We start from the raw sequence: 19,424 nt of genomic DNA, 5'->3' as shown, positions 1-19,424 counted from the left end.
CGCGTCGGGACCGGAGTCGTTCATGCTGCGTCGGCTGAGCCCCGAACTAATGGATGATCCAACGCTTCCGCCGGAGGCACTGGCGGGTGCGCTGAGCGGGCTCTCGCGGTTGAACGCACTTTCTGGTGCGTTCGGGCGAACTTTCCGAGAAATCGAACGCGAATCTCGCCGCCATTCGGAACCTCTTCGCGTTCTTGATATCGCGTGCGCTCGAGGGGACTTTGTCGTTCGGGCCGCGCGCCTTGGGGAAGAACGGGGTCTTCGGGCTACGTTCGCTGGCTGCGACGTCAATCCAAACTCGATCCGATTGGCGAGGCAATCGGCGGCAAGCCGAGGTCTTTCGTGTGATTTTCTCGAGCACGATGCGGTGAGTTCGCCGCTCCCGAGCGGATTTTCCTGCTGCGTTGCGAGTCTCTTTTTTCACCATCTCGAGGCGTCGGATGCGGTTCGGCTGCTTCAGAATATGGCAGTCCAATGCGATTGCGTGATTGTCAATGACCTTGTTCGCTCGCCGGTCAATCTGGCGATGATCGCGGTGGCAAGCCGGGCGGTCACGCGGAGCCCCGTCGTTCACGCGGATGCGGTGTTGTCCGCCCGTGCCGCATTTACACGCGACGAAATGCGCGAATTGGCTGAATGCGCAGGTCTTCGGGGTGCAACGATCAAGTTTGGAGGCATCTCACGGATGATGCTGGTCTGGAGAAAGCCAAACTGAGTGTTCAAAGCGCGAACTCGTCGGAATCCACTTCCTGGCAGGTTGCGGTGATTGGCGCCGGGCCGGCCGGTTCTGCGGCCGCATGGGCTTGCGCTTCGCTCGGCCTTCGTACGCTTGTCGTCGAGAAGGCGGAGTTTCCGAGGCCCAAGGTGTGCGGATGCTGCGTGTCCCCGTCGGGGATGGCGAGTCTGAAGACTATGGGAATCGATCGCGCGGTTCGACAGCGTGGCGCTCCGATTCATTTCTTCTCGCTCGCAGCGCGAAACCGAACATTGAGAATCGACCTGGCGCGACACGGAGTCGCGATCGGTCGGGAAGATTTCGATGCGATGCTGCTCGAACACGCCCGTGATCGGGGTGCCGCTGCAAGGATGGGTGAGGGCGCGACATTGGAAGGCGGGGCTGCCGGCGCATGCCGTTTGACGCTCACAGGCCCGCGGGGCGCCGTCAGCTTGACGGCGGACGTCGTCATCGTGGCAGATGGACTGGCGGGAAGTTTTCTGCCGCGCACCGAGGAATGGAACCCGCGTATCGCGAACACCTCTCACTTTGGCGTGGGCGCTCGCATTCGTGATGGTGGGGCCGAGCGATTGTGCAGCGAGGCTGAAATAGCGATGCGCTGCGGGAAGGCGGGATACTTTGGCGCGGTTCGATTGCGAGACGGATCGATCGATATTGCCGCGGCACTCTCTCCGCAAGTCACGCGTCGCTCGGGCGGACCGGCCGCGGCTGTTTGTGAAATCGCAAGGGAGTGTGGCCTCGATGAATGTGTAGCGCCGCTCGCGAACGCGCCATGGCGCGGCACCGGGCTGTTAACCAGGCGACGGCGCGTGGAGGGTCAACGGCTCTTTGTCGTCGGGGACGCGGCGGGCTACGTCGAACCGTTCACCGGCGAGGGCATTTCGTGGGCGATGCAAGCCGGGTTGGCGGTTGCGCCCTTCGCTCGCGCTGTCGTGGCGGGGGAATACAGGACGGGAGCCTGGACACAGGCGTGGCATCGCACGGCGAACTCTCGGCGCGCCGCCTGCCGCGTGACCTCTCGGGCGCTCCGCAGCCCGGCGATCGTCGCTGCGACAGTATCTGTTGCCAACAAAGTGCCGAGCGTTCGCGACTACCTGGCATCGGCGATCAGCGGCCCATGGCACCTCTCGGCACCGGAGTCTGTCGCCGTATGAAATCGGATGACCCGGCCATACTCGGACTCGGAGTCGCAGCCCCCGACCGACCCTTCTCACAGGAAGAAGCGCTGACGCTGGCGCTGGAGCTCTCGCCTCCAGAAACCGAAGACCAGCGCCGCCAGATCGAGCTTATCTACCGGCGGAGCGGAGTCGATTTCCGAGGAACGGAAGCGGCACACTCGGTTTCGGCTTCAGGTACTCAATCCGATGCGCCAAGCTTTGCACCCGCATCACTGCGTTGCCCGAGCGGACCGGGCACGGCGGCCCGAATGGCGATCTATGCAAAGCGTGCCACTTCCCTTGCGATACGATCGACGCGCGCAGCGCTCGCGGACTCGCGAGTCCATCCGGGAGAAATCACACACCTCGTGAGCGCTTCCTGCACAGGATTCGCTTCGCCGGGCTGGGACATCGACCTCGTGGAAGCGCTGGGACTTCCGCGAACGGTGCAGCGTACGAATGTTGGGTTCATGGGGTGCCACGCGGCGATCAACGCGCTGCGCCTGGCAGAGGCGTTCTCGCGCGCAGACAAAGCAGCCCGGGTGCTTGTTTGCTGCACCGAGGTTTGTTCCGTTCACTTTCGCTACGACGCGCGCCCCGATCAGGTTGTCGCGAATGCGCTGTTTGCCGATGGCTCGAGTGCCGCGGTTGTCGGGGCGTGGGGTGGGGCGTGGGGTGGGGTGGGGGCAGGTGAAGCTGAGTTCGCGTGTGTATCTTCAACTTCATCACGACTGATCGAAGACTCTCGAGATCAGATGGGCTGGGCGGTGGGTGACCACGGATTTGAGATGAATCTCGGGATTGAATTGACGGGCACGATCCGGAGGCGGGCCGGGGAATGGGTGCGGGAATGGCTTGATTCGGAGGAGTTAACGATCGAGGAGGTTGGATCGTGGGCGGTTCATCCGGGAGGGCCGAAGATTCTGTCCGCGATCGGCGAAGCTCTCTGCTTGCCGGGTTGCGCGCTCGATGCATCGCGGCAGGTGCTGGGTTTGCACGGCAACATGTCGAGCGCCACGGTTCTATTTGTCCTCGAAGCCATGCGCTCACGCCGAGAACTTCGGCTCCCGTGCGTGCTCATGAGTTTCGGACCGGGAATCACGGCCGAGGGGCTGTTGCTGAGATAAAAAAAACCCGGCACTCGCCGGGGCTTGATCAATCCGAGTCGGACAAGGAATCAGGGCGCGCAGATCAGATCGTTGTAGGCGCTTGCAAAGAGCGAGAAATCGGCATCGTCGGTCAGTCCGTCGCCGTTCAGATCGGCGCGGAAGTCGATGAGGTTGTTGTACGACGGCACGAAGATGACGAAATCTGAGTCGTCGACCAGGTCGTCACCGTTGAAGTCGGCGGGGCAACTGTGATCCTGCACGACCGAAAGGTCGTCGATAAAAATCGTGTTCGTGCCCGCGCCGCCGCCCGATTCGCCGCCCCAGCGACCCGGAGTGACCTTGACGCGGCTCGGATAGGGCGGAACCCCGTATGGCGGTGGTCCATTGTTGACAAAGCAGCCACCGTTGCAGTTCTCGGTGGCGTTGATCCAGACTTTTTGCTTGATGTCAGCCTTGTTCCAGACCACTTCGTACTTCACCCACGCGCCGCCGGTGTTGCCTTGGATGTCCCACGCACCGTCCAGCGTCGCGTAGTTCTGGTTGAAGAGTTTGACGTCGAGTTTGAGTCCGCCGCCGCCACCGACGACCGGCGAATCGGTCGGAATCAAATACCACATCGTGGCGCGGATGTTGCCGCCGTACCAGTTGATCGAGGGGTCGTAGTAAGGGCGCGACGGCAAATAGATGTTGACACTGTCGGTCGTGATGCCGACAAAATTGTTGACCGCGAGCGGTCCGAGGCCGACGCTTCGGTTGCCGGTGCGATGCTGCGACGTTTCGACATCGGCTCCGGGCAGCACGTTGTAGCCGAGCAGGCCGCCGAAGATCGGGTCGTCGTCCTCAAAGGAACCGTTGGTAATCGGCAACGGCGTTTGCGCCATCGCCTGGCCGCAGAGCATGGCGAGTGCTCCCAATCCAATCCAAGAACCCAATTTCATTTCGTGTGCTCCTTTCCAACCCAGGGATGAACCAAGGGGAGGTCGATCTGGTGGGACCGCGGAAAGCATCAACAATCCGCGATGTAACCGTTTTCATTGTGACGCAATCCGCGTCGTTTTGCAAGTTTCCTTTTCAATCCTGCCACAAGTCTTTTGCCGCGTCAATTAGGCACCACTGGGTCGGAGGCAGATTGCTCAGAACATTGTTTTCGGACCTGTTCGCCTGCTCAGCGAGCCCGCCAAGCGGCGATCAGCCCTTGATACCCGTGGTGGCCACACTCTTCACGAGAGCACCCTGCGTGAGGATGAAGAGCACAAGCACGGGCGCGATAACGAGTGTGCTCGCCGCCATGAGGTGATTCCACGGAGTTTGTCCCGCCTTGCTCTGATAGAGCTGCAGGCCGAGCGCGAGTGTGAACTGATCCTGGTTTCGCAGAAAAATGAGCGGGGCGAGAAAGTCGTTCCAGACGAATACAAAGTGAAAGAGCGCGACGACCGCGAGCGCGGGCTTGCTGAGCGGCACGATGATTCGCCAGAAGATCCCCCAATTGCCGCAGCCGTCAATTCTGGCCGCTTCATCCAAGTCCTTCGGGATCCCCATGAAGAACTGGCGGAGCATGAAGACGTTGAAGCCGTTGGCGAAGAAGGCCGGAACCCAGAGCGGCTTGAGACTGCCGATCCAACCAAGCCAAGAAAAGAGCAGAAACATCGGTCCCATGACGACCGGGAAGGGGATCATCATCGTGGCGAGCACAAGCGCGAACATCGCCTTCTTGCCGCGCCAATCGAGACGCGCGAATCCATACGCGACGATCGCGCTCGAGAGCGTCATCCCGATGACGCTGAGTCCGGCGATTATCAGAGTGTTGCGAAGGTAAAGCGGGAACCGAACGACCGGGTCGTTCCAAACGGCGGAGTAATTGTCCTTCGCGTTCTGAACGATCATGGTCGGATCATCGGGCAAAAGAGAAAACGTGGCCCGAGAGGCTTCGGTCTGCGACTTGAAACTGGTGGCGATCATCCAGACCAGCGGCATGAGAAAAGCGATGGTGATCACGATCAGCGTCGCGTAAACGACCATACGGGACAGAAGTCCTCTCTCTCCTCTGATCACGGTGCTGGGTCCGTCTCTGGCCAATGAGCCTCCGGTTCAGGCGCGATAGTGCACGAGCCGCTTGCTGGCGATGAACAAGATCGCCGTCAATCCGAGAGTAATAAGCAATTGCACCCACGCCTGAGCGCTGGCATAACCCATTTGCCCGTATCGGAAACCGTTGTCGTACATGTACATCGTGTAGAAGTACATCGCGCGCGGGTCGCCTCCGGGCGTGGCGGCGGACAGGATGTAGGGAATGGCGAAGATCTGCAGCGCGCCGATCATCAGCGTGACGACGTTGAAGAGAATGACCGGCGAGATCAACGGGAGCACGACGCTCAGAAAGCGCCGGATCGGCCCCATGCCGTCGAGTGCCGCGGCCTCGAGCATCTCGTCCGGGACTTCCTTGAGCGCTGCGAGGTAGACGATCACCATCTGCCCGATGCTCCACAGGCTGATCATGACGATCGAGGGCATCGCCCACTTGCTGTCGGAAAGCCAGTTGGGCCCGGAAATGCCGGCCCAGCCGAGCAGTCGATTGATCGACATGTTGATCAGCCCGTACTCGCCGTTGAGCATCCAGAGCCAGATCATGGCGCTGCCCGCCATCGGGACGAGCGTGGGGATGAAGACCGCTGCCTGAAAGAAGCCGCCGGCTTTCACTTTTCCGTTGAGTAGACCGGCAATCGCGAGCGCGAAAATCGTCGCCAGCGGGATGAAAATGATCGCGAATTGCGTGGTCCGCCAAAGGACCGATCGAAAAGTTTCGTCGGTCAACATCCGGCGGTAATTCTCGAGGCCGATCCAGATCGGTGGTTCGAGCAGCGGATAGTCGGTGAACGAGTAGTAGAGGCTCACGAGCATCGGGCCGAAAAGAAACGCCAAGAAGCCGATGACCCACGGGCTGATCCAGAGCCAACCCGCGGCATCGCGCTTCAGCTGGGCGGCATGGGCGCTCATGAGCGAGAGGGTCCTGCTTGATATTGGTTTGGACGGATGATCGAGGGCATGGCGGCGTCGCTGCTGATCGGCGGTCAGAGCATTCGCCACTCTACATGATTTGTCGACCGCGGGCCGGGGACTTTTCGGAGATCAGGATTTGCGGCTTGACCTGCCGTATCCGCGCTGCGATCTCTGGGCCTCCACGGTGTCCAGATAGTCCTGAGACCGTCGCTGGATCCGTGCAAGTTCTTCCCTGGCGGGACGCTCGAGCGACCACATCCGTTGCAGGCCCGCATCGAACTCGTCTTTGATCTGGGGCCAGGCTCGTGTTCGCGGTACCATGTACGTGCGGTCGCTCTGTGCGATGGCGTCGAAAGTGAGAATGCCCCGATTGGGATGGTTTTCGAGAAAAGCCTTGCTGCTCACCGCAAGGGGTGAATTCTTGTAGTGCGCGAGCGCCATCGCCTCGACATTCTCCTGGCGCTGCAGATACGCGATGAATTCCATGCACGCTTCGGGATATTTGACACCCTTAGGGATGACCATGATGTCGCAGTCGATCAGCCCGACGGGATGTTTCGTGTCCAACTCGCTCTCGATCACCGGCATCGGGATCACGCCGTAATCGAGGCTTGGTCGCCCCTGCGCGTCTTTCGGGCCGTGCGCGTTGATCACGTTCGCGAGCCATGGCCCTTGGATGACCATGGCGAGTTTGCCGGTGAGGAACGCGTTGAGGGGCGAGTCGTAGTTTCCGAAGCCCGCTTTGAAAGTCTTGGTTGCATCGACGCCGTGCTCTTCACTCGTGCGCTGCACCCAGTCAAATCCGGCGATATTTTGCGGCGATGCCGCGAGCGATCGATCGTTTTGTGCGTCGTAGAGATTCCCGCCGTACGAATAGCCCCAGATCCAACTCCACCAGCCGGGTTCGATGTGCAAAAAGCCCGCTCGCTCGATGGGGCTGCGCGATCCTGGACCGGAACGCTTCAGCAGTTTGCGATTGGCGTCTTCGAGAGCTTCAATCGAAAGCGGCGGTCGCTCTGGATCGAGGCCGGCTTCCCGGAGGAGCTGCTTGTTGTAGTAGAGAGCGAGCACGCCGCCCGTGTTCACAACGGCCCATTGACGGCTCTTGCCCGTGCGCGGGTCGGGATGCATCAACACCGGACGAAAACCCGGCGCGAATCTCTCGGGGCGGACTTCTCCCTTCGTGTCGAGTTCATCGAGCGGGAGAATCGCGCCGGTCTCGGCGTATTGCGGAACGTTGTAGTTCCAGAGCCCGACTAGGTCGGGCGGGTCGCCTGCGGCGATACTGATGAGCGCCTTTTGATCGATTCCCGCCGTCGTCAAGTAGCGCACGCGGATGCGATTCTGACTGCCGTTGAACGCGTCGATGATCTTCAGCATCGCGCGCGCTTCGTGACCCGTCCACTTTTCCCAGTAGTCGAGAACGATGCGACCGTCCGAAGTCTGCTTGGCTCCGCGAGGTCCAAACGCGGCGAAGCCGATGCCGCCGGCGATCATGGCGGTCAGCGCAGCGCGCCGCGACATCGTGGCGAAGTTGGACGGATCGTCGGTCACCGGGGGAGCCTAGCAAGGAGACAAACGACCGAAACCGGTTTCAAGGTCTTCGAATCAGTGCGATTGGCAAAGTTTGCGTGGCAATCCGCATTGACGCCGAGATTTCGTGAGGCTTGAGAGGGTGGCCGGGTCGAGGGCGCGCGCTGGCGTCGCGGGATAGAAAGGGTCGTCCGGGCGGTGGATTCGTTGTCTGTTGGGTATTGTGAGTAGCCAACCCTGCGAACGCAGATTCGCACCCGGCGGAGCCGGCGTTTGAGATTGCCATCGAAAGGGGAGACGCTTGGTGGCGTCTTACTCAGGCAGCCTTTTTCGGTTGTTCCGGCTCAGCGGGGAGCAATTCGACTTCGCCGGTCTGAGCCGCTTCTTGCAACGCTCGCATGCGGGCCTGATATTGCTGCTGGAGCTTGGCGACACCCACCTGCACATCGTGCGTGTAGGTCTGATTTCGGACCGCCGTGGCAAGGGTGTACAGCGTGGCGATGACCGAGCACGCAATGAGCCCCACGACCACGATCCATGAGTTGCCCAGAATCTCAGCCATGGTCATGTGAATCGTCCCCGGACATGCGCGACTTTGGTCCAACTCCGCGAACGGTGTGCCGCCGTTCACATTCCTACATTCAGCGGCTTCGGCTCGCCGTGCGAACCGAACGCCGCCCGCTTTAGAATGGTGTTCGATGCACATCCGCCACCTTTTTCGCCTCTTCGTTTTTGCTGTCGCGCTCGCGGGGGCGATGCAGGCTTCTGCCCAAGCCATTCAGGCCGACGAAATCAAGGTTGAAGTGGGGGAATTCGGCGTCGGAAACGTCTGCCGGGCGGGCGACTGGTGCGGCGTGAGGCTTCGGCTGACCGATTCGGCGGTCAAGCAGCGCGACGTCCTGGTTCGAATCGTGACGTCCGACGCCGATGGTGACAGGCCGGCCTACACGCGGACACAAACGCTCAATCCCGGCGTCACCATGGATGCCTGGGTTTATTTCCGGCTTCCCTTTTGGTTTCGAGGCGGCGAATCTTTGCTGATTCTCGTCAACGAGCCCATCGCTGACGATCGCGAGCCGGTCGGTCAGCGGCCAGGCCGACTGCTGGCGCGCCGGCAAATTTTGCCGGGGGGCAAGGTGTTGGACTCGGGTACGGCCATGACCGGAATCGTGGGTGTCCACGAAATGGGCCTTCGGCAGTATGCGACGTCGGTGGCCACCGGCGCCTCGGTCTTTCCAGCGTTGTCGCACGAGTTAGTCGAATCGGTGCCGGGGCTGACGGCCAAGGGCATGCCCGACCGGTGGATGGGACTCGCCCCCTACGAAACGATCGTCTGGGGCGATTCGACCGGCGGAACGGACACCGACATCAGCCAGTTGCGGGGCGACAAAACTCGCTCGATCAAGGAGTGGGTGCAGCGAGGCGGACATCTTGTCATCGTCCTGCCGCCCAGCGGGCAATCGTGGACGAATTCGGCGACCAACGAGCTCATGGATATCTTGCCCGCCGTGAACATCATGCGGCGGGAGGGTGTGGACCTGTCGGATTTTCGCGGAATGCTGACACGAAGCAAGGAATCGCCGCTTCCTCGTTCAGCGGTCCTGCACGTATTCGAGCCGCTCAATTCCGCCGCGCCGGGTGACGCTATGCGGATATTGAGCGGCCCAAAGGGAGAGTGCGTTGTCGTGCGGCGGATCGTCGGGATCGGGGCCGTGACACTCATCGGCTTCGACTTGTCGTCGCGGCTGTTTTCGCAAGGCGGAGTGCTCGATGCGGACGTGTTCTGGCATCGCGTGCTCGGGAAGCGCGGCATTCTGCAGCCCGATCAAAAAGAGGTGATCGGCCGCGGGCAGGTAATCGGGGTCGATCAGACGATTTCGTCGCAGATCGCCAAGCGCGGCACCGCCGTCACGGGAGTGTTGCTCGGCGTCACCGTCTTTATTCTCTACTGGCTGCTCGCGGGGCCGCTGGGTTTCGGCGTGCTTCGCGCCCGCAAGGCGACGCGGTTTGCGTGGCTCGGTTTTATGCTGACCGCGGTCGCGTTCACCGGCCTCGCGTTCGGAACCGCGACGTGGTTTCGGCCTCGCCACTTCGAGGCTTCGCACCTCACGATCCTCGATCATGTGTACGGTCAGAATGTTCAGCGCGCGAGGTCGTGGATGAGCCTGATGCTTCCTCGCGATGGATCGGTGCGCGTGGTCGCGCCGGATCGCGACGGACTGCCGGAGTCGCCGGGGCTGAGGCGCGAGCTCAGCGGCGTGCTTTCACCGTGGGATCCGGTCGGGAACTCACAGCGCAGCGGCTTCATGGATGCGCGCGAGTATCAGATCGACGGGCGAGACCCGACGCGGCTCGATCTTCCTTCCCGTTCCACAGTCAAGCAGGTGCAACTCGACTGGGCGGGGCTGCCGCGTTGGGGAATGCCGCACCCGTATCAGGGCGGGACGATCCGAGCCGACGGAGCGAAGCTGATCGGCGCCCTCGTGCACGAGTTGCCGGCGCCGGTGCACGATCTCTTGATCTGTCACGTGGTCACCCAGCAACCGGTCGGGGCGGACGTACGAGCGCGGCTTGTTTCGCGCGTGCAATTCTGGAAATGGCCCGCGAGCAAAGCGTGGGCGCCCGGCGTTCCGCTCGATCTCACGATCGAAACCGAGCAGACTCCGGCATTGAGCTCGGGTGAACTGTATTTGAGCAACCTGGTGCCGACCTCAACGTACGGCAGCCTCGGGCTCAACTCGGGGATCGACTCGGGCGCCTTTCGATCGGTAACCGACGCGATGACTGCGGTGAGCTTGTTTCCGGAACTCGGGATTCCGGAAGACGCGAGCCGGCAATCGTCTTCGCAGGTTTCGATCCTCCGGCGCGAAGCGACGCAGTGTCTCGATCTGGGGCGCTGGTTTACGCAGCCGTGCGTGATCATGATCGGCTTCGTCGGCGGGGCGGCGGGCTCTGGAGACGGATTGCCCGCGCCGGTGACGGTGAGTATCGAAGGGCAGCCGATGGATACGAAGGGCATGACCGTGGTGCGGTGGGTCTTTCCGCTGAACGATCTGCCCCCGACGTGGCGCGGCCAGAGCGAATTGCCCGAGCCGAAACCGCAATAATTGCCGCGGGAAAGTGCTTCTCGAGAGGCGCGAATGACGTCGGTGCAGAACTCGTATGAGCGTCACTCGATTGGCGAGTGTCCGGCGATGATCTTGTCGCGCGACCCGGTCTGGACGACCCTCGCGATAAACGCCTGATAGGAGTCGTTGGCTGAATCGGTGTCGGCGCCGAAGTACGTCTGCCAGATTTCAGGACCCGGGCGCTTCTGTCGCACGTACACGGCGGACTTGGCTCCGAGCTTCCGTTCGACGCGTTCAAGAATCGCGCCGTTCGACGCATCCACAATAATCTGGTTCAAACCGGCCCGCATCGCGCCGTTGTCTCCCTCGTTGAGCCAGTGGACGAGCACCCATGCCTGCGCATACCACGTGAGCGCGTCGCCTCCCGAAGCGGAAATCTGGCGCGTCGGGCTCGAAGCCATGAATTCTCGCAGGTTCATAAGCGCCCCGGCGGCGTACGCATCGCGGAGTCGATCGAAACGCTCGGTGTTCGCCCACGGAAGGAAAACAAACCGGTCTGTTCCCGCCTCGCTCCGGAAGCCTTCCATGTATGCCGCGATTCCTTCATCGAGCCAGGTCGGGAGTTGCTCCTTGAAAGTCGATTGCGCGAACTGGTGCCAACCCTCGTGTGCCGCAAGCACGAGCGTGTCTCGCGGTCCGATGTCGTAGAGCACGCTCTTTCCGCCGGCGGTGACGCCGCCGCGCTGGATGAAGAGATAAGGGTCGGATTTCTCCGCCCAGATCATCTGCACGCAGCGCGACCATTCGGTGCGGTTGGCGAGCACGAAGGTCTCCATCCGGTCGGCGGGCGCAGGTAAATCGGCGAGCGCGGTGCGATCGTGGACGAGCGACGCTTCAAGAAACGCGGGCAGTCGCGACGTGAGCCCCGCATCGGCCGTCGAATAGATTCGGAACGATCGCGTCGTGATGGCGATTCCCTTGGCGGAGCCGAAATCCCATGTGTCACGCGCCATGACGGCTTCGACGTGAGGAGCGTTGCTGGTGATCGAGGATGCGGGCAACTCGAAGCCGCTCTGGGATGCGGGTGCGTCGCATCCGGAGCTCAGCAATGAGAGCGCGAGCGCCGGGGCGCCGATCATGCAAAGCCACGATCGGCAGCATGAGTAGAAACCGGCCCTTCTCACAACGCCGCCAGTGCGGACTGTGCCGCGTCGCGATCGGCCTTGGCCTTCGCGAGTTGATCTTGCGTCTGCTTCACCATCGCGGGTGGGGCCTTCTGCGCGTAGCCCGGGTTGTTGAGTCGGCCTTCGAGCGTCGCGATCGACTTCTCGTTGTCCGCGATGACTTTCTGAAGGCGTTCGCGCTCGGCGCCGGTGTCGGCTGCCGACGCGGCATCCTTCAGATTGCTCAGATGCAATTGCGACGACTCGAACGGCATAGCGACCGAACCGGAGGGCGATACGTCCGAAGTGATCGTTTCCACGCCTGCGAGCGTCTGAACGAGCGCGCCGGCTTGCGCATCAACTGCTGCGCCCGCGGCATGGAGCGTAATTCGGCGCTTGGGTGGCACGGCGTGCTGAGCCCGCACTTCGCGGATCGCTGTGACGAGGGAGCGTGCCCGTTCGAACTCGGCTTCGATCTCTTCGCTTCGGAGCGAGTCGGACACTTCCGGCCACCCAGCGGTGCAAAGCAAATTGCCCTTTCGCGACGAAGCGAGCGAAATTCCCTTCACCGGCATCTCGGGCAGCAATCGCACTTGTTCGTAGACCGCCTCGGTCACGTACGGCATGATCGGATGGAGCAGGCGCAGGATGCAATCGAGCGTGGTGCGGAGCACCGCTTGCTGCGACTTGTCCGACGCGATGGTGGGTTTAATTGCTTCGAGATACCAATCGCAAAAGTCGCGCCAGAGCAGGTCGTACATCGTCTGGGCGTAGTTGCTGTACTCGAAGTTTGCGAGCGCTTCGTCGACTTCCTTCGTCGCGGTCGCGAGTCGCGAAAGCATCCAGCGATCGATGAGCGATGTCGGATGCGAAGTGTCGGATGTCGGATGTGAAGAGGCGAGCATCGACATCGTGAAGCGCGCGGCGTTCCAGAGCTTGTTGGAGAAGTTGCGCCCGAGATCGAATTTGGGCGAGGTATTGCGGCCGGTCGTCGGATCCTTGACCATCGGCATGCGGACATCTTGCGTCTGTGTCGTCATCTGACAAAGCGTGAAGCGCATCGCATCCGAGCCGTGCGAAGCGATGATGTCGAGCGGATCGAGCCCGTTGCCGAGGCTCTTGCTCATCTTGCGGCCTTCGCCGTCCTGGATGACGGCGTGGATGAACACGTTCTTGAATGGGAGCGGACCGCGGCCTTCGCCGTTTTCGGCGAGCGATGCGAGGGCGTTCGGCTTGGTCTTTTCCGCTGCCCATTTCTCCGGCATCAGATAGCGCTCGAACATCACCATGCGGCTCACCCAGAGCGTGATGATTTCACGCGCCGTGCAGAGCGTGGTGGTGGGGTTGAAAGCTTGGAGAAGACCGTCGAATTCCTTGCCGGCAAGCTCCGGATTCGGCCAGCCCATCGTGGAGATCGGCCAGAGGGCCGAGGAGAACCAGGTGTCGAGGACGTCGGTGTCCTGCTCGAAACCATTCATCTCAAGCTGAGAAACAATCTCATCATCATCTTGATCGAGTACGCAAATGTGGATTTCGCTCGAAGTGTTTTTTTCCGCGAGATCCAATTTGAGTCCTTGTTCGGTCAGGGGATTGCCGAAGGCATATCCACAAATCCTGCCTTCGCGAATCCAAGACGCTAGTGTGCCGAGACTTCGGCTGAAATCGCCGCCTTTCAAAGGCGCATCGTCGCGTAGCGTCCACACCGGCACCCGATGCCCCCACCAAAGCTGCCGGCTGATGCACCAATCCCGAATTCCATCATGCCACTGCTCGTACGTCTTCGCGTAGCGGGCCGGATAGAACCGAAGTTCTCCGTCTGAGTTGGCTTTCTCTTTGCCTTTGGTGGCACTGGTCTCCAGACCAGTGCCACCAAAGGCAGAAGACAATGCTCTATTCGCCGCCGGCGCCAGTCGATCGTCCGTCACCTTCACGTACCACTGATCGCTCAGGTACGGTTCGATGATCGCCTTGCTGCGGTCGCTGTGCTTTACGCTGTGGCGATAAGGCTTGGTTTCGGCGAGCAGCGTCGCGGTCGAGTTGTCAACCGTTCGCGCTTTGAACTCTTCGAGCACCTTCTTCCGCGCCTTCTCGCGCGGCAGGCCCACAAACAGATGCGCATCACCCACATCGGACCAACCGTGCTTGTCGCTCACGCTTCCGTCCGGCGCGAGCATGTTGATCATCACCGGGTTGCCGCAGGCCTCGATCGCGTCCTTGTGGCGCTGGCCGATCTCGTAGTCGTTCGGATCGTGCGCCGGCGTGACTTTCAGGAAGCCGGTTGCGTACACCGCTTTCGGATCACCCTTTGCGGCCTCGGGGTCCGCCTGCATCGCCGCGGGCAGCACGACGTAATCATCCTCGATCACCGGAATGATGCGGCCGACCAGCGGCAACTCGACGAACAGCCCGCGCAGCGACTTCGCACGCGGGTCCTTCGGATTGATCGCAACCGCAGTATCGCCCAGATAGGTCTCCGGCCGCGTCGTCGCGACCGTCACCCAGGCCTGTTCTTCGCCGCCATGCTGCTCTGCACCCGGATACCCGCGCCGCGCGAGTTCGTTCCACGTAACCGGCATCGATTCATTCGCGGAGACTTTGGCGCTTTGGCGCTTTGGCCCTTTGGCCATTTCCCTCAGCGGATAGCGCAGGTAGAAGAACGAAGAGTCGATCTCTTCCTCGTAGCACTCATCATCCGAGACCGCCGTTTGCAGCACCGGGTCCCAGTTCACCAGGCGCTTGCCGCGGTAGATGAGCCCGTCTTTGAAGAGCCGGAAGAACGCCTCGCGCACGGCGCGGGCGCAGACCTCATCCATCGTGAAGCGTTGGCGATCCCAGTCGCAGGAGCACCCCATCAGCTTGAGCTGATCGGTGATGATCTTCTCGTACTCGTCCTTGAACGCCTGCACCTTCGCGACGAATTTCTCGCGACCGAGTTGCTGACGCGTAATCCCCTCGTCCTTCTTCAGCCGGCGCTCGACCACCGCCTGCGTGGCGATGCCCGCGTGGTCCGTTCCGGGCATCCAGAGCGTCTCGAAGCCCTTCATCCGGTGTGCCCGGGCGAGCACATCCTGAAGCGTGTTGTTGAGCGCGTGCCCCAGGTGCAACCGGTCCGTCACGTTCGGAGGCGGGATGACGATGCAGTAGGGCTTGGCCTCGCCCCGCAGGACGCGCTGCGGATCGGCGTGGAACGCCTTTGCCTCGTCCCAGCGGGCGCGAATACGCTGTTCATGGTCGGCGGGTTTGTACTGCTTGGGCAGTTCGACGCCGCCGGTCGCCTCGGAAGCGGAAGATGGCTTGGAAGTCTCGGACATTGGAGGGCGAGTGTACGCGCCGCGGTACGGTTGCCGCCCGATCGGTGCATCGCTCGGGAGGATTCATTCGGGTCGCCGCCTTCTTCGCGGTTCTGGTGATTGGCGCGATCATCGGGGCCGCGATCTATCTGCTGCGGGATCCCTCGGCGCCGCTGGATTTCGGGTCGATCCCGACGCTTCGCTCGCTCGCGCCCGAGAAACCCACCGCGCCGGCAATCAAGGCGCAGGACCCCGACGCCCGGAAGGTCGACGCGATTCTTGATTCCGTGGACAATCTGTTGCGGGCACAAAAAACGTCCGAAGCCCAAGCGATCCTGAGCGGCGCGATCGCGCAGTTCCCGACCGATCAGCGTTTGCGCATCGCTTTCGCAGAATTGATGCTCGACAAAGATGACTTCAGCTCCGCTTACGACAGCTACGTTCGCGCGCTCGCCATCGGACCGCGCGACGCCAGGCTCGAGTTTCAAGCTGGAACCATTTCGAGCATGCTCGGAAAGACCGATCGAGCCCTCGAGCACTATGCCGCGGCACAGACAGCGGACCCGACGAACGCGGAGTATCCGCTCTATCTCGGGCAGGTGCAGCTCCAACTCGGCAGACTGGACGAAGCGCGCGCGAGCCTCGTGCGTGCCGGCCGACTCAATGCCGACGATGGACGCGTGTGGGGCTCGCTCGCGGAGATCGCGCTTCGAGAAAACAAGCTCGACGTGGCGATGCAGCAGATCGAGAAGGCGAGAAAGCTGCAGCCCCGCATTACGGTCTGGAGATTCATTGAAGCGCGGATTCACGCTCGCGCGGGGCGTCCCGAGAAGACGGTCGAATTGCTCGTCGGGCTCGAGCCAAGCGAGCGCGCCGTAGAGGCTCATGCACGCGTCCTCGCCGATGCGCTCTCCTCGCTGCACCGCGGCACCGAAGCGGCCCAAGTCCTGGCAGAGGCCTCGGACGCGGCGCCAAAGAACGCGAATCTGGCCTTTGATGCCGCCGTGAGGGCGCGCCGGGCCGGCGAGGCATCGCTCTTTGAGCGGCTTCGTGACAGGGCGAAGGAATTGGGCCATCCGGATGCCGCGTCGCTTGACTAAGTCCCGTCATCAAGCCGCGGAAGTGAAATGTTCTCGGACTTGAAGATGTTGTTGCTTTTTCGGTCCTTCCGCAAGTAGCATTAAGGGATTGAGGGGAGCAGGGTGCACTCGGCGGTGCGCGTGGGACGCGGACTCGGGGTTGACACCCATCATGACGCTCGGACGTCAGGCCGCCGCGGCCGGATTGGATTGTGATGCGCGCGATGAATAACTGTGAAGTAGCCTTCACGATGGGCGCCTTTTTCGTCTGCGCGCAGCTCGCGCGAGGCGCGCCGGGTCGCTTCGATCTGACGGGTGAGATCCCGATCTCGGTGCCCTCCAACAAGGCGTTCATCAATATCAGGGGCTGGGTGGCCGCTTACTCGACGACGGGTCCCGTGCTCTGGAAGAACGGTTCGCTTCAGGCAGTTCCCGGACAATCGGGAAGGACCTGGACCGCCGTGACGGGAGTCAACGATTTCGGAGATGTCTGCGGCACCTATCAGCAAACGGGAAGCACCATCGCGCGCGCATGGGCGTGGTCGAACGGACAACTTGTGGATGGACCAACCGGCCCGTCGTGGATGGCGAACAGCGCCACCGGGATCAACAACAAGCGCGAGTTGGGTGTGTTTGTCGTTCCGTTCAGCGTTGTTGACTGCGGCAACGGCAGCACGCAGTGGTACGGCAAAGGCGGATTCGGGAAAGAAGGAGCGTGGAAGTCCGCCGGGCCGTGGTCGCAGCAATGCACCTCGGCGTGCACCGTGTATTCGAGCGTGTCTTATTCGATCAACAACGCGAGCGACCTGCTGGTCAACGGTTACGGTTCGCAGACGCGATCGGGCGGCGGTTGTTCGCTCATGAACAGCTACTACGTGTATTCGAGCAACGGAGTCGCGACACCGATTCCCGATGTGTACTACTCGTCGCAGCCGGCGATGAACGACATCGGAGAGGTCGTGAGCACGGCGAGTTGGATCGACGGGAGCGTGACCAAGGTCGGGATTCAATACTGGAGCAACGGGGTCGCGAAGAAGATCTACACGTTTGGAAACCTCGTTCCCGGGATGACAGTTCCGAGCGGCCCTCTCCGCTTGAACTCGTTCGGTCAGATCATCGCCACAAGCGTCGGCTATCCGACCGGCTTGTACCAGGACGGCAAGTGGTACGACCTGCGCACGCTCGCCAACCTTCCTTCAGACGTCACGATCAGCCTGCTCCTGGACATCAATGACCTCGGCCAGATCGTCGCGGTGGGAAAGCGCGGTAACACGTCGCGACTCTTCGTTCTGACGCAGCGGCCGTACTGCGCCGCGGACCTCAATTTCGACGGCATAGTCAACGACCTCGACTATGTTCTGTTTGTCCAGGCGTATGACAAGATCGAGTGTCCCGCGCCGCCGGCGGAATGTCCGGGCGATCTGAATCTCAACGGCGTCGTTGATGATGCAGACTTCGGCCTGTTCCTGATTTCGTACAACCTTGCGGTCTGCCCGTGATCCCGCAGAGCCAATGAATCACAACGGCCGCCCTAGTCGGTGAGCCGCAGGTCTTCGAGCGAGGCTTCAACCGAGCGGCGCCCGTTCCATGTGTTGATTTCGGGGGAAACCAAAAGGTCGTATTCCTGTCCGGGACGAAGGGAGATCCCCGCGTTCGCGAGAATGCCCGCCCAATTCCAGCACTTGATGCGCAGCGCTGTTCGCATGTCCCCAATGGCGAATGAGAGGTGCTTGCCCGAACTTCCGAGCGGTCGCGCAGCCGATGCGATCCGCGCGCCCCGAATCAAGAGAAGCGGCTTGTTGTTTTCGCGACCGAACGGTGCGAGGTGTGCCAGATCTTCGGCCGCCGCCAGATCGAGTTCGCCAATTTCGCATTCCGCATCGATGTACGTTCGGCGCGTCAAATCCGAGTGGCTCAGCTTGCTGTTCGCGTAGGAAACGAATGCGTGCCTGAACGCTTCGAGCCGATCGAAGCGGATTTTCATTCCTGCCGCCATCGCATGGCCGCCGAATGACTCGAGGTGCTCCGAGCACGCCTGGAGCGCTTCATGCAGATCGAAGCCGTCGATCGACCGGGCGGAACCATGACAAGTCTCGCCGTCGCGCTGAAGAAGGATGGTGGGGCGGTGGAATTGCCCGACGAGGCGGGAGCAGCAGATTCCGATCACGCCCCGATGCCAAGACGAGTCACAGAGCACGATCGCCCGATGGTCGTGAGCCGTCATGCCCGCTTGCACTGCGAGCGATTCGGCCTGACGCGATATGAGAGATTCAGTCTTTCTTCGTTCGTCGTTCCAGACACTCAGAGCCTTCGCAATGTCGGTAGCGCGGCCGACATCCGCCGTCGTGAGAAGCTCGAGTGCTTCCCGAGCGTGGCCGAGGCGGCCGATCGCGTTGAGACGTGGTGCGAGCCTGAAACCGATGTCGGCAGCGTCGATCGAATCTTCGCCGATTCCCGATTCGTCGCGGAGCGCCCGCACGCCCAGAAGCGCGCTTCGGAGAATTTGTTCAAGGCCGAATCGGGCGATCACCCTGTTTTCGCCCCGAAGCGGCACGACATCGGCGATCACTCCCATCGCCGCCAGGGCGAGCAATTCGACGAGCAGGCGCTTGAAAGGTGGCGCCGCTTTTTCCGATTCATTGTGAAGAGTGGCGAGCCGCCACGCGAGTTTGAACGCGACGCCCGCACCGCACAAGTGAGGAAACGGATAGGGCTTGTGGCCGGGGATCGCGGGATGGACGATCGAAAAGGCTTCGGGCAACCCCGCGGCCTCGGTTGGCGGAGTATGGTGATCGGTGATGATGAGATCGATCTTGCGATCGCGCGCGATGCGCGCGGGGACGACGGCCGTCACGCCGCAGTCGACACTCACGATCAGATCGTGGGAATCGCAAAGCTTTGAGATCGCTTCGGCGTTGAGGCCGTAACCTTCTTCGAGGCGATGGGGGAGGTAGGTCGAAACGTTCGCGTCCGGATCGATCGCCCGGACCATGTGCCACAGGATCGCCGCCGCGGAAACTCCATCCACGTCGTAGTCCGCGTAAACGACGATTCGCTGGCGCTGCCGGATCGCGCGCAGAATGCGCTCGGCGGCGCGATCGATTCCGGGCAGCAGCGATGGATCGTGAAGCTGGGTGAGCGACGGAGTAAGGAAATCGGGATCCAAGATTCCGCGAGCTCGCAACACGCGCTCGACCAAAGTGCCCGATCGTTGGGAGAAATCTTGAAAAAGCCACGTTGATCGAATCCCATGAAGCGAAGCTTCTGAAGGTGAAAGCGACCCACCGACTTC

The 19,424-nt window shown here is 61.7% G+C and carries 14 protein-coding genes; 6 read left to right on the top strand and 8 right to left on the bottom strand.

The features are described from left to right. Positions 1 to 22 precede the first annotated feature (22 nt). The 3 genes from KF691_09195 to KF691_09185 are packed head-to-tail and all read left to right on the top strand — an operon-like array spanning position 23 to position 3,020. On the top strand, positions 23 to 715 hold the full coding sequence (locus tag KF691_09195) for a methyltransferase domain-containing protein (protein ID MBX3389616.1): 693 nt from the start codon (positions 23 to 25) through the stop codon (positions 713 to 715). Continuing rightward, a complete protein-coding gene (locus tag KF691_09190) occupies positions 637 to 1,890 on the top strand; it encodes an FAD-dependent monooxygenase (GenBank protein ID MBX3389615.1) in 1,254 nt (417 codons plus the stop codon). The genes KF691_09195 and KF691_09190 overlap by 79 nt, the downstream gene beginning before the upstream one ends. Beyond that, positions 1,887 to 3,020, top strand: coding sequence for a type III polyketide synthase (locus KF691_09185; protein ID MBX3389614.1), 1,134 nt, complete (start codon positions 1,887 to 1,889; stop codon positions 3,018 to 3,020). The genes KF691_09190 and KF691_09185 overlap by 4 nt, the downstream gene beginning before the upstream one ends. A 50-nt stretch (positions 3,021 to 3,070) precedes the next feature. Here KF691_09185 and KF691_09180 read toward each other — a convergent pair whose 3' ends face one another. The 5 genes from KF691_09180 to KF691_09160 form a co-directional block, all read right to left on the bottom strand. After that, positions 3,071 to 3,940, bottom strand: a complete 870-nt coding sequence (locus KF691_09180) for a hypothetical protein (GenBank protein ID MBX3389613.1) — start codon at positions 3,938 to 3,940, stop codon at positions 3,071 to 3,073. Between the two features lie 250 nt (positions 3,941 to 4,190). Continuing rightward, the gene (locus KF691_09175) at positions 4,191 to 5,021 is read right to left on the bottom strand and encodes a carbohydrate ABC transporter permease (protein MBX3389612.1); all 831 of its coding nucleotides are present in this window, start codon (positions 5,019 to 5,021) and stop codon (positions 4,191 to 4,193) included. 69 nt (positions 5,022 to 5,090) lie between these two features. Beyond that, on the bottom strand, positions 5,091 to 6,086 hold the full coding sequence (locus KF691_09170; GenBank protein MBX3389611.1) for a sugar ABC transporter permease: 996 nt from the start codon (positions 6,084 to 6,086) through the stop codon (positions 5,091 to 5,093). A gap of 42 nt (positions 6,087 to 6,128) precedes the next feature. Then, positions 6,129 to 7,553 carry an extracellular solute-binding protein gene (locus KF691_09165; protein ID MBX3389610.1) on the bottom strand — a complete coding sequence of 475 codons (1,425 nt, stop codon included), beginning with the start codon at positions 7,551 to 7,553 and terminating at the stop codon, positions 6,129 to 6,131. A gap of 295 nt (positions 7,554 to 7,848) precedes the next feature. Next, positions 7,849 to 8,100, bottom strand: coding sequence for a hypothetical protein (locus KF691_09160; protein ID MBX3389609.1), 252 nt, complete (start codon positions 8,098 to 8,100; stop codon positions 7,849 to 7,851). 130 nt (positions 8,101 to 8,230) lie between these two features. On the opposite strand from KF691_09160, the gene KF691_09155 reads away from it, so the two are divergent. Then, on the top strand, positions 8,231 to 10,639 hold the full coding sequence (locus KF691_09155; protein MBX3389608.1) for a hypothetical protein: 2,409 nt from the start codon (positions 8,231 to 8,233) through the stop codon (positions 10,637 to 10,639). A gap of 62 nt (positions 10,640 to 10,701) precedes the next feature. Here KF691_09155 and KF691_09150 read toward each other — a convergent pair whose 3' ends face one another. Next, positions 10,702 to 11,739, bottom strand: coding sequence for a DUF1570 domain-containing protein (locus KF691_09150; GenBank protein MBX3389607.1), 1,038 nt, complete (start codon positions 11,737 to 11,739; stop codon positions 10,702 to 10,704). A gap of 41 nt (positions 11,740 to 11,780) precedes the next feature. Further along, positions 11,781 to 15,074 (bottom strand): valine--tRNA ligase, encoded by a 3,294-nt coding sequence (locus KF691_09145; protein ID MBX3389606.1) that lies wholly within the window; start codon positions 15,072 to 15,074, stop codon positions 11,781 to 11,783. A 44-nt stretch (positions 15,075 to 15,118) separates the two neighbouring features. Between KF691_09145 and KF691_09140 the strand changes: the two genes are divergently transcribed. Both KF691_09140 and KF691_09135 read left to right on the top strand, forming a co-directional pair. After that, a complete protein-coding gene (locus tag KF691_09140; protein MBX3389605.1) occupies positions 15,119 to 16,153 on the top strand; it encodes a tetratricopeptide repeat protein in 1,035 nt (344 codons plus the stop codon). Between the two features lie 230 nt (positions 16,154 to 16,383). Next, a complete protein-coding gene (locus tag KF691_09135; GenBank protein MBX3389604.1) occupies positions 16,384 to 17,631 on the top strand; it encodes a hypothetical protein in 1,248 nt (415 codons plus the stop codon). 32 nt (positions 17,632 to 17,663) lie between these two features. Here KF691_09135 and recJ read toward each other — a convergent pair whose 3' ends face one another. After that, positions 17,664 to 19,298, bottom strand: a complete 1,635-nt coding sequence (recJ, locus tag KF691_09130; GenBank protein ID MBX3389603.1) for a single-stranded-DNA-specific exonuclease RecJ — start codon at positions 19,296 to 19,298, stop codon at positions 17,664 to 17,666. Positions 19,299 to 19,424 lie beyond the last annotated feature (126 nt).

It is taken from the genome of Phycisphaeraceae bacterium, from assembly GCA_019636555.1.
Classification (GTDB): Bacteria; Planctomycetota; Phycisphaerae; order Phycisphaerales; family UBA1924; genus JAFEBO01.
The sequence above is the reverse complement of the archived record's forward strand: the minus strand, read 5'-3'. Positions and strand labels throughout refer to the sequence as shown.

Bases quoted from the DNA above. Each gene is read 5' to 3' on its own strand.
- KF691_09190 (MBX3389615.1), top strand. From the start codon at position 637: ATGCGCAGGTCTTCGGGGTGCAACGATCAAGTTTGGAGGCATCTCACG.
- KF691_09175 (MBX3389612.1), bottom strand. From the start codon at position 5,021: ATGGTCGTTTACGCGACGCTGATCGTGATCACCATCGCTTTTCTCATG.
- KF691_09145 (MBX3389606.1), bottom strand. From the start codon at position 15,074: ATGTCCGAGACTTCCAAGCCATCTTCCGCTTCCGAGGCGACCGGCGGC.
- KF691_09185 (MBX3389614.1), top strand. From the start codon at position 1,887: ATGAAATCGGATGACCCGGCCATACTCGGACTCGGAGTCGCAGCCCCC.
- KF691_09135 (MBX3389604.1), top strand. From the start codon at position 16,384: ATGGGCGCCTTTTTCGTCTGCGCGCAGCTCGCGCGAGGCGCGCCGGGT.
- KF691_09150 (MBX3389607.1), bottom strand. From the start codon at position 11,739: ATGATCGGCGCCCCGGCGCTCGCGCTCTCATTGCTGAGCTCCGGATGC.
- KF691_09155 (MBX3389608.1), top strand. From the start codon at position 8,231: ATGCACATCCGCCACCTTTTTCGCCTCTTCGTTTTTGCTGTCGCGCTC.
- KF691_09195 (MBX3389616.1), top strand. From the start codon at position 23: ATGCTGCGTCGGCTGAGCCCCGAACTAATGGATGATCCAACGCTTCCG.
- KF691_09160 (MBX3389609.1), bottom strand. From the start codon at position 8,100: ATGACCATGGCTGAGATTCTGGGCAACTCATGGATCGTGGTCGTGGGG.
- KF691_09180 (MBX3389613.1), bottom strand. From the start codon at position 3,940: ATGAAATTGGGTTCTTGGATTGGATTGGGAGCACTCGCCATGCTCTGC.